Raw genomic sequence first — 14677 nt, forward strand, 5'->3', positions numbered from 1 at the left:
CTACTCAATGCTTTGTAAAGCAAATTCAGGTATTTCCTTGTTTATATTGTTCAATACCACATCTGATAAATCAACTTCATCCATGGAGTATAAAACTTGGTTCTTTTTTGAAATAAATAGTACCAAATCTATGTTGTTTTTTTCTGCCGTTTTTTTAGCGACTTCTTTTATCTTGTTAAAAACACTCTCTACTGCGTCTCTATAGCTTTCTTCTAAATGTAACATTTTTTTAGCGTAATTATCTCTAGTATTTACAGTGTGCTTATTAAATTGTCCTGTCTTTTCCTTTTTTGCTTCTTCTGACAAAAGGTCAAATTCTTCTTTTGATGGCTTAAGTTTTTCTAACTCATTTTCAAATTCTTGTTGTAATCTAGAATTCTGCTCCTTTATTTGTTGTTGTATATTTTGCAGAGCAAGAGATTCATTGATGACTTTGTCACTATCGATAATTGCAGCCTTTGTGTTCTGAGGTTGATATCCTACAAACTTATACCCCACAAATAAGGAAATAATTAAGGCAATAACTGATATAAATAACTGTATATATTTCATTCAAATCCCCGCTTCAATAGAAAATTTAACATTTGGTGATGGTATTATATCATAAGATTCCTTTACTAAAGGAAACCCGAAATCCAATCTAAGTCTACCAAAAAGAGAAAGCATTGAAAAGCCAAAACCTGGTGACACTCTCACAAGCTTGCTATCGTAGTATTTCCCTTCATACTTCTTATTTTTATCATCTAAGCCAAAAAGTGTTGCATAGTCAACAAATAGTGAGCCTTTGATACCAGCATAGTCATATAGTTTTGGTAGAGGAAAATCCACTTGCTGTGTTAGATTAAAATAAGTTTTGCCTCCTAATGAGCTTTTATTTTTGTCTTCTGCTCTTGGTCCAATACCGGAAAGGTCAAACCCTCTAATCTCATTACCCCCTTTAAAAAAGTGCTGGCCAATGTTTAGATTTTCATCAGTATAAGAAAAAATATGACCTGCCGCCATCTTAAAGCGTAGCGTTATATCATCGTCAATTTTGCTTAATATAGGGTGCGTATAAAAAGATAAGAATTCAGATTTTAGGAAATTCACGTTTCCTCCCAATCCTGAAATATCCTGACTTAAGCGCAGTAAATACCCTTCTTTTGGAGCATATAGATTATCCAGTTTATTATATGCCAACGTGTATCCCACTGATGAAATCTGATGTTTACCTTTTCGGTCCAGTATTATTTCAGAGATATCGGTGTCTTGTCCACCCTTATTATCCATGTGTATATGATTATACTTATAAGAATAGCGAAGGGAATTAGTTAAGTTCTCTGTGACTTTATATGATAACTTTGTAAAAAATCCCATATCGCAACTATGAAAAGTAGTGTTTGGTTTATCTTGTTTTTCATAAAATACACCCATGCCTAGTGACGTATCAGAATCGTTAAAATTATTTTCAACAAACTCTAAATCAGTAGAAAATACGTATTGACTTTTTTCAAGAGCAAAAGAGAGCTCTTTTCCAGTACCAAATAAATTACGGTCTTTGAGGTCAATTTTAATCAATGCTCCACCAGGAAGAGACACACCTCCTCCCAAATACAACGAAGTAGTGTTTTTTTCTTTAACACTTAAGTCAAGATTTACTGCATTATCATTAACTGCATAACTATTTACTTTCACTGTTTCAAAAAAATCACTACTCATTAGTTTTTTACGTGACTTTTGAATCTCAGATATATTGTACGCATCACCTTCTGCTACACTTAGCTTACTTCTGATCACTTTATCTAAAGTGCGATCGTTACCATCAATTGTAATTTGATTTATATAAATCTTTTTACCCGGCAGCACTCTGTAGGTTACATCTACAACATTGTCACGTTGTGCATACTCTGGATTAACTTTTGCAAATATATATCCTTTCTCATTTAAATATTTGTTTATTTTTTCTACTGTATTATTAATTTTAACTCTATTAAATATCTTATCGTTTTCCTCTGTTATAAAATCCAATATTTCTTCTTTTAGGCTCAAATCCTGAATTTCAGTTTCAATATTAACCTCATTATTTCCAAATAAATACTGCTGTCCTTCGTCAATCAAAAAAGTTAACTCTGTTTGATTGTTATTATCAACCTCAACAATTGGTTGAATATTATTTTGAATATATCCTTTAGATGAATAAAAATGATCGAGCAATTCTGTGTTAATCAATAGATATTGCGGTGAATAATGATTTCCGCCTTTAAAAATAGCTCTAAATAACTTACTAAATATGTCATTACTATGTCTTTTGATAACTTGCTCTAGCTCATTTTCAGAAAAGTTTTTATTGCCTATAAATCTTATATCCTTAATTTTAGAGGTTTTGCCTTCTTTTATTTTAAAAATTAGATTGACCCTATTGCCATCAAGCTTATTCAGGTCATATTCAATTTTAACACCAATCTTACCGTTATTTCTATAAGTAGTGACTAAATTCACTAAATCGTTTTGCAATTTTGTTTCAGTTAAAATAGTTAGCGACTTTGATTGAATCACATTACTTAGCAGCTCTTTGCTGTTAAATAACTTATTGCCTTTTAACACTACCTTGTTAATCAGTGGATTTTCTTGAATTTTTATTACTAAATTTTTTTTATCATCTATGTAAGCATTAACACTAGCAAATAACTTTGTTTTATATAGATCTTTTATAATTGAGTCTATATCATCGTCGTTTATATAATCACCAGATTTTAGTTTTATATAGAACCCTATTGTCTGGTTGCTTACCCTCTCATTACCAATACATTTGACATCTTTCACCTGCACTTTTTCCGCAGTTCCTAAAGCAACAAGCAGGGCAGGAAAAGAAATAAAAACCACTACCAGTATATAAAATAGCTTTTTCATATTTTATTTCAAAAAAGATCCCTAATATCATTTGACATTCCAGTTGCCATAAGCAAAAACAACACTAAAGCACCAAAAATAGCTGCATATTTTTGACATTTCAAGCTTAAATCCCTACGTATAACCGCTTCTATGATATAATGAAATAAATGCCCACCATCTAGCAGTGGTATTGGCAGCAAGTTAATTGCAGCTAAATTAGCTGAAATAATTGCCATGAAATACACAACCATAACGAACCCCTTTTTAGCTGATTGCCCTGAATACTTTGCGATTTTTATTGGCCCACCTATTTCATTGATACTCCTTTTACCAACAATAATGTGAAAGAGAGCTTTGATCGTTAAGCACATAGTGTGGTAAGTTTCACTTACTGATAAGCTCACAGCCCCAAGAAAAGACGACTGCTTTAATGTATTGACTGAAATAATCCCTATAGTTTCTCTTTCTATTGTGTTGCCAAAAACGTCTTTGTCCTTGATTATTAATGGAGTTAAACTGGTCCTGTGCTTCTCATTATTTCTGCTATACTCAATCTCCATTCTTATTTTAGGATTCGACATTATCACACGTGAAATATCTTCAAAGTATTTTATTTTATGCTCATTGATTTGTGTAATAGTGTCACCTGGCAACAAACCAGCTTGCTTAGCTGCACTACCTTCGATTACATTTTCAATCACCGGTGGAGTGCGATAATAACCTGCTATGCTAAAAAATATTGTAAAAGCTATAACAGCAAGTACCATGTTTGCAAAAGGCCCTGCAAAAACTACTGCTGCTTTTTTATGACGCGGTTTTGTATGAAATGAATACAATTTTTCTTCTTCCGTTAATTCTTGTTGATCAGCTGGGACACTCGCTGCATTAGTATCTCCTAGCATTTTAACATAACCACCCAATGGAACAGCGCTTAATTTCCATCTAGTTCCAGACTTATCGTTAAAACCAAAAATTTCAGGACCAAAACCTATGGAAAAAGATTCAACTTTAACTTTGCATGCTTTGGCAACAACATAATGCCCATATTCATGCACGAATACTATGACAGAAATTATTAAAGAAAATGATAAAAAATAATATATTCCATCGCTAAATTGATGGATAAGATTAGAAATTAATTCCACCTGTATATTTAGATCTTAACAAAATGTTAAGTATATTAAAATGCGCCTCGCTTGACAAGTATTTAGTTTAACTTTTAAATTAAAAAAAGTTTAATTGTAATGACAGATACCTCACTACTCAGAAGAAAATTAATATATAGAAGCTGGCATAGGGGTTGCAAAGAAACCGATATACTTTTAGGGCATTTCGCATTGAAATATCTTGATAAATTTTCCTTAAGCGAACTAATCGAATACGAAAAAATAGTTGATCTTGATGATTACGAATTATATTGTTACATAACTCGTAAGACAAACCTCCCTCCTGGCTTGAATAGTCAGATAGTCAATTTAATTGCTTGCTTTATTGAAGCTAATCCTTTATGCACTCAAGATTAGTGATAATCTTATTTACCTTATCTAGTACCTCAGTATATTCTATTCTTTTCTCGTTTCTATACTTTTCGCGCTCTTGATTTACTTCATCTAATCGCTTTGTTAATTCTAAAATTTTATCCTCAAGAATTAGTGCTGCAAGTAAGAAATTTAATGCATCCGAACCCTTACCTCCAGTTTTTTGAGATACAGAACTAACTAACTTGTCAAAACTATTAGCAAGGCGTAATAAATGATTCCCCTTCCCACTTTCGCAAGATATTTTATATGTGTTATTACGTATAACTATTTCTACTACTTGCATATGGTGCTAAAAATTTCTATCGTACAGTATAAACTCAAACCCCTACTTTCATCTTATTTATGGTATAAATTTTTATTCATTTATCAAATCAGATAATTTTTTACTGCTACGAAAATATGTTTTAAAGTATTGATTCTTTGTAAACTTCTGTAACATTAAATGGCTTGTTTCTTTCAAGTTATAACTTCTAACTGAAAAAGAACCAAACCCCCTAATTTCAACTCTATTATGATGTTTCAATGTGCTTGAAAGTATCCCAAAAAATCTATCAACTATAGCTGCTATAACAATCTTATCTAAAAAAGGATGTCTTTTTGCTACCCTCGCTATTATATCAGACTTTGTTGCCATTTATATGAAGCCAAAATAAGTAAACCTTATCACTTAGCAGATAATGCTATGTTATATTCTTCAACACCCAATACTTCAACTTCTATTTTTTCTGATATAGAGAATTTTTTATTCTCTGGTAAATGCTCTTGATCTATTAGAAGGGTTACATCGTTCTCAACTTCAACGACTAGTCCATTATCTTCTCTCTTACCTACAATAACCTGTATTTTATCACCTACCTTAACTTTCTTTATCAGTTCTTCAAGAGGATCATACTCTATTTGTTTTATTCCAAGATAAATTCTTGCCCGATTCACGTTAGCCCTTATTACTTTTGCTTCTATTTTATCACCTACATTATACTTCTTTATCTCATCTGAACCATTTTTAGACCAACTAAAATCTTTCACATATATTGTCCCTTCTACGTTCTCATCTATTTCAGAATCACCGAAAGCAACAGATACATATGAGCCGGTATTATTCTTCACTTCACCAGAAACAATAGAACCAGGAGGATATTTATTGATAAATACTTGCCAAGGGTTGTCTACACACCTTTTCATGCTTAAACTCATCCTACTCTTAGCAATGTCAATACTGAGAATTTTTACATATACTTCTTGTCCCCTTGTTACGAGACTACTAACTGGTAAATTACTCTTAACCCAAGTTATTTCTGACGAGTGCACTAAACCTTCAATTCCAGGTCTAAGCTCAACAAATAATCCATAATCTTCTATGCTTGTTACATAACCCTTATGCACACTATCAACTGGATATTTTGACTCTGCATCTTGCCAAGGGCTATCTTCTAGCTGCTTCACACCCAAGGAAATTTTAGCATTTTCCTTATCTATTTTTATAATTTTAACTTTTATAGTCTGACCACAAGTAAAAACTGCAGACGGATGACTTACCCTACTCCAAGAGATATCTGTAATATGTAACAATCCATCTATAACTCCCACTACATCTGATTCATGAATACCGACAAATACACCGTAATGAGTGATACTTTTTATTTTCCCTTCTATTATATCGCCTTCATTTAAAGATTCTAAAAATTTAATTTTTTCACCAGCGTGCAATTTTTCTAACACCAGCTTTCTTGATACTACAATATTGCCCTGCTTCTTATCCATTTTAAGCACGATGAACTTTTGTTCAGTTTCAATAAGGTGCTTCGCATCTTTTACTTGCTTCAAATCCACATGACTCAGCGGTAAAAAAGCGCTTATTCCGTCACCAAGATCAACAATAAAGCCACATTTAATTGAGCGTTTAATAACTCCGCTTACTTCAGCCCTTGTAACTGTATCTTCTTCCAACTTATTCCATTTTTCGTCCCTAATTGCTTTTTCACGACTAAGAACAACATTACCATGATAATCTTCAATTCTTTCCACATAAACTCTGATTTTCGAGCCAATAATGACCTCATCATTACAACCGAGTTCCTTGATCAGAATTCTCCCGTCAGATTTTAAACCAATATCAACCACAACGTCGTTAGGGTTTATTCTTGTAATTACACCTTCTACCACATCTCCTTCTTTAATTTTGTTAACAAAAGAATCTTCAAACAAGGTATTATCTTGATCCTCAAATTGTCCTTGACATATCTCTTCTATAAATTTGTTTGATGATAGCTTTCTGATAGTAACCGGTAGATTTACGACTGGATTATTATTATTCATACCTTTAACTTAAACTTTATTAGAACTCATATATTATATAATATTAACAATTATTGACAAGTAATTTTTCATTAACTCATTTCGAGAATTGTTTAAGCTATATAAAATATAGTGAGAAAATTATATATGTATCAAGAATATGCTATTTAAGAATAGCAAGTGGATTAGATCGTTCTCCAGAAGGTCCAGGCTAAAACCTGATGTTGATGAAATATTGGAAAAATATTCTATTCAAAACAGCAAGGAATCTATAGAGAAAATTGTAAATTCACAAAAAAGAATATGGGTAGAAATAGGCTTTGGCAACGGTGAAAATATGCTTTACCAGGTGCTCAATGAACCTGATCTATTATTTATAGGATGTGAGCCCTACTTAAAGGGGGTTTCTCGCTTGCTAACAAACATAGAAATACAGAACATAAAAAATATTTTAATGTGGACAGAAGATGCAAGAGAATTGATTGCAAATTTTCCTGATAACAGTGTTGAAAGATTCTTTATTCTCTTTCCAGATCCATGGCCAAAAAGAAGTCACAATAAAAGACGATTAATTAATACGGAATTTTTAAATTTATTAGCAAAAAAAATACTTATAACAGGGGAAATATTCATTGCAACCGATCATCAGGACTATGCAGAGTGGATAGCATCACATATAAAGCAGTGTAACTCTTTAATCTATAGGGAAGACGATTTCACAAGTTATACTCTTACAAAATACCACAGAAGAGCGCTCAAAGATCAGCGTAAAGTGAGGTTCTTTAAAGTAAGTGTTATTAATAATTTGCAGACTATGGATCAATAGAGTTTTTGCATATCTCTTTTACGTTAACTATAGATTAAAAATAATAAAAAAAGAGGGAGAAATAGAGTAAATTCCTTTAACTACTTCTCCTTATGAAGGAATAGACTTCTTGCATAACCCAAACTAAGTAGGAAAAAGGTATCATCCAAGTAGCCCCTTTCTCGTCATGCCGCCGCGGCGCTAACACGTAGCGGGATGATGAGGCTTATCGTCATGCCACCGCGAACCGTCATACTGTCACGGTATCTCTTAGCCGCTAACAAGTAGCGGGATGACGGTTGTCAGGTTAGCTGTTATCCCAGTTTTTGACACTGGGATGACAACGAAGGGCTACTTGGATGACAGGGAAGGATGCTGGAATGAAGGTTTTTCAAATTGTCGATAAACCTAAATCTATAATAACTATTTGCCTTTTTTCTAGGTTATGCAAGAAGTCTACTGAATAACAGTAAGATTTTTCAATCCTGTTCCACAGCAAATTTTAGTGCCATGTGAGTAGTTATGGTGCTGTTAACAATCAAAATAACAAAAACTAAGATGGTGATTAGTAGTGTATAAATATTCAAGGATAAATTTTCAAATTGAGTTAGCATTTTAAAATACACAAAGGTTGGCATTATCATTGGCAAAACAAGAATTTGCGATACTCCTGATGCTAAGTTGTTTCGACCAATCATCAATGCATTTCCAGTAGCTGAAATATTAATGATTATCAGCGTATTAAATAATAAAGACACTCCAACTGCTATTGAGTGTTCAATACTATTGCCTAGAATTGCAAAGCTGAATATGGAAGAAATTACTGAAATCGGTAACCCAAATAATAACCAGTGAGCGAAAATTTTATAAGCAACTATAAGCCTAGAAGAGAGTGGCTGTACAAAGATTTGCTCTAATATTCCATCATGATAATCAGATGTAAACAAATTATTTGTAGAAATCTGCAAAACAAATGTAGCACATATCCATGTTAATGTTAACATAACTTCTTGTTTATTGTTGTTTTTAAGTGTAAATGAAGATAAACTTAACATTATGATAAAAATACATACTATATAGGTAAAGTTCTTATCATCTATTACTAATTTTTTTACTGAGTCGATCATACTAGGCTTTTAAATGTTTATTATAAATTATAGTGTTTACTTTGAGGTAGTATAATTTTTTGTTCATAAATTATATAGGTTTTATTATTTTTTTGATAATGCAATTATGGAAAAGTTACCAAAAATAAAGTCACCAGAAGATTACACTCCTTCAGAAGATGAAGAATATATGAGCGTAAAACAACTGGAATACTTCAGCTTAAAGTTACAATCAATACTCGCTGAGTTAGAGAAACAAGAACTAGAAGATAATAGTATTGATACATACTATTCTGATGAAGATAGTGGAAACGAGGAATTAATCAAGCGTCGAAAAGATAGAAAAGAAAAAATTAAGGAGGCGTTAGAAAAAATAAAATTAGGCACTTATGGTTACTGCGATGGAACAGGAGAAGAAATAGGAGTCGAAAGACTTAAAGCTAATCCGCTTGCTATATATTGTATTGAAGAGCAAGAGAGAGTAGAAAAAGAAAAGAACGTGTACAACATTAACGATTAATTTACACATAAGTGGTGAGCCCATTGGACTTCAAGAGGAGCAAGAGGCGCTGAAGTATGTTATGCTATAAAGAAAGTGGAAAATTGGACATTCTCAACTTGACTCCTGCAGATTAAAAATTAAGTTGTATCCGTTCAGGCAATGGCGTCAACTTAAGGAAAAATATCAGCGATAGTGTATAAAATTTCTCTCTAAATTTTTTATCATTAAATTATCCAAAGAGTGCAAGGGACAGCACTTTTGTTTCTGTTTTATTTCAACAAAGAAGTCTAAAATGTGTCCTTTTTAGGTGAAATATGCAAAAAGGAAAAAACCTTATTCTACAAATTAAAAATATAATATACTCGAAAACTTTTCAGAAAATCCATTGTGTTGAGTTTTACACGAACAAGCTTTTTCGACAGTATTTTCTATGATTTTAAAGTTAGTTAAAAAAAGTTTGGGAATAGAATGTGAACTTATGGAGCCATTGACATGTACCCTCAAAGCAAGCTTTTTCTAAAGCAAGATATAAGATTTGCCATACAGGCTTTCAAGAATTTAAGCATCCAAACAGCCTATCAGGATGAACCTGAGTTGGAGAGGCTATAGACTTATTGCAGCAGATGTTTCTGGTATGAGATTACCCAGCTCTGGGGAAATTGTATCCGAGTTTGAACCAAATGGAACAACAGGCACCATTGGCAATTTGTTTGTTGATTTGTGTACTTCGCTGATTTGTAGTGCTCGTCTTGCAGCTTGGAATATAGGTGAACAAACGTTGGCGGCAGAGCAATTACCCGAAGTTATCACTCAAATGCGTTTATTAAATCAAGAGAAATTATTATTTATCTATGATCGTCTTCAGTAAAATTCATTCAGCAGCATTATGATTTGGAAGTAGATTTTATTTTTCGCTTGCAAAAAAGAAATTATAGTAAGCTATGGGAACGCTGGCGAATTAGATTTTGATTTTATATTAGAAAATGAAAAGCTAAAAAATAAAATGAAAGGACAGAAAGTAAGAGTTATAGAGGTTGTCCGGAAATAAGTAAAAGGCTATAATATCTGAAATTTTAGTACGGGGTAAAGATGAGAAAAAAGTATCCAACAGATCTAAGCGAAAGGGAATGGGCAAGAATAGAAAAACACTTCAGAGTATCATACAAGAAAGGAGGAAGGCCGCCAAAGTATAGCAAAAGAGAAATATTAGAAGCAATTTTCTATGTATTGCGTACAGGGTGTCAATGGCGGTATTTACCAAATGATTTTCCGCTATGGAAGACTGTGTATGAGCAGTTCAGGCAATGGAAGAAGCAGGGAATTTTTGAGAAAATGAATTATGAAATTACAAAATATAGTAGAAGAAAAATAGGAAGGAATGAGCAGCCGAGTGCCTGTATAGTAGATAGTCAATCTGTAAAGACTACAGAAAAGGGAGGATCAAAGGCTATGATGGAAGTAAAAAAGTAAAGGGTAGAAAAAGGCATATAATTACAGACACTCAGGGTTTTATACTAGGTTGTTACGTAGGCGCTGCTAACGAAAATGATAGAGATGGTATTAAAATAGCATTAAACAATATGAGAACAAAATATACTAAAGTTAAAAAAATGTGGGCTGACATGGGATACCAAGGAAGAAATTTAAAGAATCACATAAAGGAAGAATATGACATAGATATTGAAATTGTTAAAAGGCCTCCATGTAGATTTTGGGTGCACAAAGATACGCCACCTGAGCTACTACCAACAAGAGAACAAGGGTTTAAAGTACAGCCAAGAAGATGGGTTGTAGAAAGGACTTTTGCTTGGGTTAATAGGAATAGAAGGCTATCGAAGGAGTATGATTTACTCACAACATCCACTGAGAATTTCATATACCTAGCTATGAGTAGGGTTATGTTAAAGAGGGAATATGCTTGAATTTACTAGTTTCCGGACAACCTCTATAGTATTTTCTAAAATGAATGATAAATTTCCATTATGGTATTACCAACCAAAAGTTGTAAGTCTGTATATTTATGCATTAAAGGTCTGAGGCGGCTTTTGATGGTATTCCAACAATGCTCTATAGGGTTCAAATCTGGTGAATATGTTGGTAGATAGAGCAAACGGCATCTAGCATTATCTATTAACTCCTTTGTTTTGGGAGTTTTATGGAATGTGGCATTGTCCATAACTATTGTAGTACCATGTGGCAATTTAGGTAATAACATCTTCTCTAACCATGTATTGAATACCTCTTTGTCACACCCACCTTTGAAAGTCATTGGTGCAATAAATCTCTTTCCAATCCACCCGCCTATAGTACTTCCCAAAGTAAATGATAAAGGTATAATAAGCTATTTGAGTTATAATGGCGTATAGTGTGGATTTAAGGGAAAGGGCAGTATCGATGATAGAAAAAGGGAAGTCAAAGGTTGAGGTGGCAGAGCTTTTGGAGATAGGAATAGCAACTCTGTACCGCTGGTTAAGAAAGAAAGCCGCTGGTGAAAGCCTAAGGCCATCGAAAAACGGCAGCTTTATTCGAAAAATAGACCCAAAAATACTCGAAGAATATGTTAAAAAGAATCCAGATCATACGCTGGCAGAGATGAAACAAAATCTTGGATTTGGAATAAATTCAATTTGGTATAGGCTGAAACAGCTAAGAATTACTTTAAAAAAAAGTTACACTATATCAAGAGCGCAATCAAGAAGATAGGCAGCGATTTACCGATAAAATCTCAAAAATAGACCATTCCAGCATCTTATATATAGATGAAGCAGGAGTTGATAATAGGTTATACCGAGAGTATGGACGTGCTCCAATAGGAAAGAAAATTTATGCAGATATTCCAGGAAGAAAACGAGAGAGAATCAGTATAATAGGCGGGTGGATTGGAAAGAGATTTATTGCACCAATGACTTTCAAAGGTGGGTGTGACAAAGAGGTATTCAATACATGGTTAGAGAAGATGTTATTACCTAAATTGCCACATGGTACTACAATAGTTATGGACAATGCCACATTCCATAAAACTCCCAAAACAAAGGAGTTAATAGATAATGCTAGATGCCGTTTGCTCTATCTACCAACATATTCACCAGATTTGAACCCTATAGAGCATTGTTGGAATACCATCAAAAGCCGCCTCAGACCTTTAATGCATAAATATACAGACTTACAACTTTTGGTTGGTAATACCATAATGGAAATTTATCATTCATTTTAGAAAATACTATATTATACTGATTCTCTCTCGTTTTCTTCCTGGAATATCTGCATAAATTTTCTTTCCTATTGGAGCACGTCCATACTCTCGGTATAACCTATTATCAACTCCTGCTTCATCTATATATAAGATGCTGGAATGGTCTATTTTTGAGATTTTATCGGTAAATCGCTGCCTATCTTCTTGATTGCGCTCTTGATATAGTGTAACTTTTTTTTAAAGTAATTCTTAGCTGTTTCAGCCTATACCAAATTGAATTTATTCCAAATCCAAGATTTTGTTTCATCTCTGCCAGCGTATGATCTGGATTCTTTTTAACATATTCTTCGAGTATTTTTGGGTCTATTTTTCGAATAAAGCTGCCGTTTTTCGATGGCCTTAGGCTTTCACCAGCGGCTTTCTTTCTTAACCAGCGGTACAGAGTTGCTATTCCTATCTCCAAAAGCTCTGCCACCTCAACCTTTGACTTCCCTTTTTCTATCATCGATACTGCCCTTTCCCTTAAATCCACACTATACGCCATTATAACTCAAATAGCTTATTATACCTTTATCATTTACTTTGGGAAGTACTATACAATGCAAGCAATGAAAAGGACTATAGCTCTTTTTATAATTTATTGCATATCACTTTGTAATCCCATTTTATTCTTAGCTATACTAATCTTAGTTTTAGTATGTGCAGTAGGTGATGAATATAAACAAGCTTTTCACGACAAAATTGCAAACACGGTAGTGATAGATTATAAACCTAGTTGATATTTTCCTTTAGCTGTCTGCCACCAAGGGTGTCATTCCAGTGTCACGCGCTAACTTAAGGTAAATTGCCAACTTAACTATAAATATATTTTGGTAAATCCAAATTATTTTAGCTATAAGAGCGTTTTACTTTTTGCTCAGCATATCCATCATAACTGGCTTACTTTTAGTGATTCATGGAGTTAAAAAAGTCAGCATTGCTCTTTGTTAAAAGTAGTTTGTCACGTAAAAATTCCATTGCTTCAACGGGTCCCATAGGATTGAGTATCCTACGCACCACCCATATTTTATTTAGTATAGCCTTATCAACTAATAGCTCTTCCTTCCTTGTTCCGGATTTTGTAATATCAATAGCTGGAAATATACGTTTATCAGAAAGTTTTCTATCAAGTATGATCTCAGCATTTCCTGTACCTTTAAACTCTTCAAAAATAACTTCATCCATTTTTGAACCAGTCTCTATAAGAGCTGTGGCGATTATAGTTAAAGAACCCCCATTCTCAATATTACGAGCTGCTCCAAAAAAGCGTTTTGGTCTCTGCAGTGCGTTTGAATCTACACCACCAGTTAGAACTTTCCCAGACGAAGGAATAACCGCATTATAAGCACGTGCAAGTCTAGTAATATTGTCAAGTAGAATTACCACATCTTTTTTATGCTCAACCATTCTTTTAGCTTTTTCTATTACTATTTCAGCAAGCTGTACGTGACGGTAAGCAGGCTCATCGAATGTAGAACTTACTACCTCACCTTTTACAGAACGTATCATATCTGTTACTTCTTCAGGTCTTTCATCTATAAGTAACACTATTAATTCTACTTCAGGGTGATTTATAGCTATAGAGTTAGCCATTTGCTGAAGCAATACTGTTTTTCCTGTGCGAGGTGGAGCAACTACTAACGCTCTTTGCCCTTTTCCAAGAGGAGCTACTATATCTATAGCACGCATGCTTAAGCCTTTTTTATCATCACCATTATTACACTCAAGTACTATGCTTTCCTCAGGATAAAGAGGAAGCAAATTATCAAAATGGACGTACTTTCTTAATTCACTTACTTCAGTAGAGTTTATACTTTGAACCTTAGTTAAAGTAAAATATCTCTCTTTATCACCAGGTGGCCTTATTTCTCCATATGCCATATCTCCTGTACGTAAATTAAACTTCTTTATTTGCCCGTTAGAAATATAAACATCATCGGTACTTGGGGCATAATTTGCACTTGCTGAACGTAAGAAACCAAAACCATCAGGCAATATTTCCACTATTCCACTCCCTGTGGTTATGCCTCCTTCTTCACTCATTTTTTTCATTAAGCTGAATATTATTTCCTGCTTTAGCATTCTACCATTGCTTTTACCGTTAGTTGAAATTTTTCTTTCTTCAGCTAACTCTAACAATTCTTCTGCTGTTTTCTCTTTTAATTCGCTCAGATCTAATGTTTTTCTGTTTTTCTCAGTACCTTCATTGACCATCTGTTTTACTGTATCGTTATTGTAAATTTGCTCACTTTTTTCAGGTTGAGCTGTAACCTTTCCTTTTGCCAAAACATCTTCATTGATTGTTGTCATAATCCTCCAAAAATT

Annotated in this window: 15 protein-coding genes and 2 pseudogenes; 7 read left to right on the forward strand and 10 right to left on the reverse strand. The window is 33.4% G+C overall.

Annotated elements, in window-relative coordinates; translation table 11 throughout:
• Genes AAGD62_RS01910 through rseP form a run of 3 tightly spaced genes read right to left on the reverse strand, consistent with a single transcriptional unit; the run spans position 1 to position 4016 of the window.
• Positions 1-552, reverse strand: a complete 552-nt coding sequence (locus AAGD62_RS01910) for an OmpH family outer membrane protein (protein WP_155969474.1) — start codon at positions 550-552, stop codon at positions 1-3.
• Positions 553-2889 (reverse strand): outer membrane protein assembly factor BamA, encoded by a 2337-nt coding sequence (gene bamA, locus AAGD62_RS01915; protein WP_341812756.1) that lies wholly within the window; start codon positions 2887-2889, stop codon positions 553-555.
• Between the two features lie 8 nt (positions 2890-2897).
• Entirely contained in the window at positions 2898-4016 is a 1119-nt protein-coding gene (rseP, locus tag AAGD62_RS01920; protein ID WP_155969478.1) for an RIP metalloprotease RseP, read from the reverse strand.
• A gap of 99 nt (positions 4017-4115) precedes the next feature.
• On the opposite strand from rseP, the gene AAGD62_RS01925 reads away from it, so the two are divergent.
• Positions 4116-4394, forward strand: a complete 279-nt coding sequence (locus AAGD62_RS01925; RefSeq protein WP_006279484.1) for a succinate dehydrogenase assembly factor 2 — start codon at positions 4116-4118, stop codon at positions 4392-4394.
• Here the strand turns inward: AAGD62_RS01925 and AAGD62_RS01930 are convergent.
• The 3 genes from AAGD62_RS01930 to AAGD62_RS01940 form a co-directional block, all read right to left on the reverse strand.
• Positions 4369-4695 carry a cell division protein ZapA gene (locus AAGD62_RS01930; RefSeq protein WP_010082086.1) on the reverse strand — a complete coding sequence of 109 codons (327 nt, stop codon included), beginning with the start codon at positions 4693-4695 and terminating at the stop codon, positions 4369-4371. The two genes, AAGD62_RS01925 and AAGD62_RS01930, sit on opposite strands and share 26 nt — an antisense overlap.
• A gap of 72 nt (positions 4696-4767) precedes the next feature.
• Positions 4768-5046: an HU family DNA-binding protein gene (locus AAGD62_RS01935; protein WP_010963035.1), complete on the reverse strand. Its 279-nt coding sequence runs from the start codon at positions 5044-5046 to the stop codon at positions 4768-4770.
• A gap of 29 nt (positions 5047-5075) precedes the next feature.
• A complete protein-coding gene (locus tag AAGD62_RS01940; protein WP_012673366.1) occupies positions 5076-6728 on the reverse strand; it encodes a 30S ribosomal protein S1 in 1653 nt (550 codons plus the stop codon).
• 139 nt (positions 6729-6867) lie between these two features.
• Here AAGD62_RS01940 and trmB point away from each other — a divergent pair, with 139 nt between their 5' ends.
• The gene (gene trmB, locus AAGD62_RS01945) at positions 6868-7533 is read left to right on the forward strand and encodes a tRNA (guanosine(46)-N7)-methyltransferase TrmB (RefSeq protein WP_012673367.1); all 666 of its coding nucleotides are present in this window, start codon (positions 6868-6870) and stop codon (positions 7531-7533) included.
• A 458-nt stretch (positions 7534-7991) separates the two neighbouring features.
• Here the strand turns inward: trmB and AAGD62_RS01950 are convergent, their stop codons facing one another.
• Complete coding sequence (locus tag AAGD62_RS01950) at positions 7992-8639, reverse strand: heme exporter protein CcmB (protein WP_151808123.1); 648 nt, start codon at positions 8637-8639, stop codon at positions 7992-7994.
• Positions 8640-8745: 106 nt separating this feature from the next.
• Here AAGD62_RS01950 and AAGD62_RS01955 point away from each other — a divergent pair, with 106 nt between their 5' ends.
• The 3 genes and pseudogenes from AAGD62_RS01955 (at position 8746) to AAGD62_RS01965 (ending at position 11042) form a co-directional block, all read left to right on the forward strand.
• Positions 8746-9138 carry a TraR/DksA family transcriptional regulator gene (locus AAGD62_RS01955; RefSeq protein ID WP_010963040.1) on the forward strand — a complete coding sequence of 131 codons (393 nt, stop codon included), beginning with the start codon at positions 8746-8748 and terminating at the stop codon, positions 9136-9138.
• Between the two features lie 296 nt (positions 9139-9434).
• Positions 9435-10150: pseudogene (locus tag AAGD62_RS01960) on the forward strand (IS4 family transposase); the annotation flags it as partial.
• A gap of 59 nt (positions 10151-10209) precedes the next feature.
• A pseudogene (locus AAGD62_RS01965) lies at positions 10210-11042 on the forward strand (IS5 family transposase).
• A 35-nt stretch (positions 11043-11077) separates the two neighbouring features.
• Here AAGD62_RS01965 and AAGD62_RS01970 read toward each other — a convergent pair.
• Positions 11078-11389, reverse strand: a complete 312-nt coding sequence (locus AAGD62_RS01970) for a transposase (protein WP_155968470.1) — start codon at positions 11387-11389, stop codon at positions 11078-11080.
• An 86-nt stretch (positions 11390-11475) separates the two neighbouring features.
• Here AAGD62_RS01970 and AAGD62_RS01975 point away from each other — a divergent pair, with 86 nt between their 5' ends.
• Both AAGD62_RS01975 and AAGD62_RS01980 read left to right on the forward strand, forming a co-directional pair.
• A complete protein-coding gene (locus AAGD62_RS01975) occupies positions 11476-11823 on the forward strand; it encodes an IS630 transposase-related protein (RefSeq protein ID WP_155968342.1) in 348 nt (115 codons plus the stop codon).
• 28 nt (positions 11824-11851) lie between these two features.
• Entirely contained in the window at positions 11852-12334 is a 483-nt protein-coding gene (locus AAGD62_RS01980) for an IS630 family transposase (protein WP_231115908.1), read from the forward strand.
• A 175-nt stretch (positions 12335-12509) separates the two neighbouring features.
• Here AAGD62_RS01980 and AAGD62_RS01985 read toward each other — a convergent pair whose 3' ends face one another.
• Positions 12510-12857 carry an IS630 transposase-related protein gene (locus AAGD62_RS01985; RefSeq protein ID WP_155968342.1) on the reverse strand — a complete coding sequence of 116 codons (348 nt, stop codon included), beginning with the start codon at positions 12855-12857 and terminating at the stop codon, positions 12510-12512.
• 401 nt (positions 12858-13258) lie between these two features.
• Positions 13259-14662 (reverse strand): transcription termination factor Rho, encoded by a 1404-nt coding sequence (gene rho, locus AAGD62_RS01990; protein WP_007549497.1) that lies wholly within the window; start codon positions 14660-14662, stop codon positions 13259-13261.
• Positions 14663-14677: the final 15 nt, after the last annotated feature.

The organism is Wolbachia endosymbiont (group A) of Eristalinus aeneus, assembly GCF_964026915.1.
Lineage (GTDB): Bacteria > Pseudomonadota > Alphaproteobacteria > Rickettsiales > Anaplasmataceae > Wolbachia > Wolbachia pipientis.

What these genes read in the sequence shown, in the direction of transcription:
- AAGD62_RS01910 (WP_155969474.1), bottom strand. Translation starts at nt 552, where the DNA reads ATGAAATATATACAGTTATTTATATCAGTTATTGCCTTAATTATTTCC.
- bamA (WP_341812756.1), bottom strand. Translation starts at nt 2,889, where the DNA reads ATGAAAAAGCTATTTTATATACTGGTAGTGGTTTTTATTTCTTTTCCT.
- AAGD62_RS01925 (WP_006279484.1), top strand. Translation starts at nt 4,116, where the DNA reads ATGACAGATACCTCACTACTCAGAAGAAAATTAATATATAGAAGCTGG.
- AAGD62_RS01930 (WP_010082086.1), bottom strand. Translation starts at nt 4,695, where the DNA reads ATGCAAGTAGTAGAAATAGTTATACGTAATAACACATATAAAATATCT.
- AAGD62_RS01935 (WP_010963035.1), bottom strand. Translation starts at nt 5,046, where the DNA reads ATGGCAACAAAGTCTGATATAATAGCGAGGGTAGCAAAAAGACATCCT.
- AAGD62_RS01940 (WP_012673366.1), bottom strand. Translation starts at nt 6,728, where the DNA reads ATGAATAATAATAATCCAGTCGTAAATCTACCGGTTACTATCAGAAAG.
- trmB (WP_012673367.1), top strand. Translation starts at nt 6,868, where the DNA reads ATGCTATTTAAGAATAGCAAGTGGATTAGATCGTTCTCCAGAAGGTCC.
- AAGD62_RS01950 (WP_151808123.1), bottom strand. Translation starts at nt 8,639, where the DNA reads ATGATCGACTCAGTAAAAAAATTAGTAATAGATGATAAGAACTTTACC.
- AAGD62_RS01955 (WP_010963040.1), top strand. Translation starts at nt 8,746, where the DNA reads ATGGAAAAGTTACCAAAAATAAAGTCACCAGAAGATTACACTCCTTCA.
- AAGD62_RS01970 (WP_155968470.1), bottom strand. Translation starts at nt 11,389, where the DNA reads ATGACTTTCAAAGGTGGGTGTGACAAAGAGGTATTCAATACATGGTTA.
- AAGD62_RS01975 (WP_155968342.1), top strand. Translation starts at nt 11,476, where the DNA reads ATGGCGTATAGTGTGGATTTAAGGGAAAGGGCAGTATCGATGATAGAA.
- AAGD62_RS01985 (WP_155968342.1), bottom strand. Translation starts at nt 12,857, where the DNA reads ATGGCGTATAGTGTGGATTTAAGGGAAAGGGCAGTATCGATGATAGAA.
- rho (WP_007549497.1), bottom strand. Translation starts at nt 14,662, where the DNA reads ATGACAACAATCAATGAAGATGTTTTGGCAAAAGGAAAGGTTACAGCT.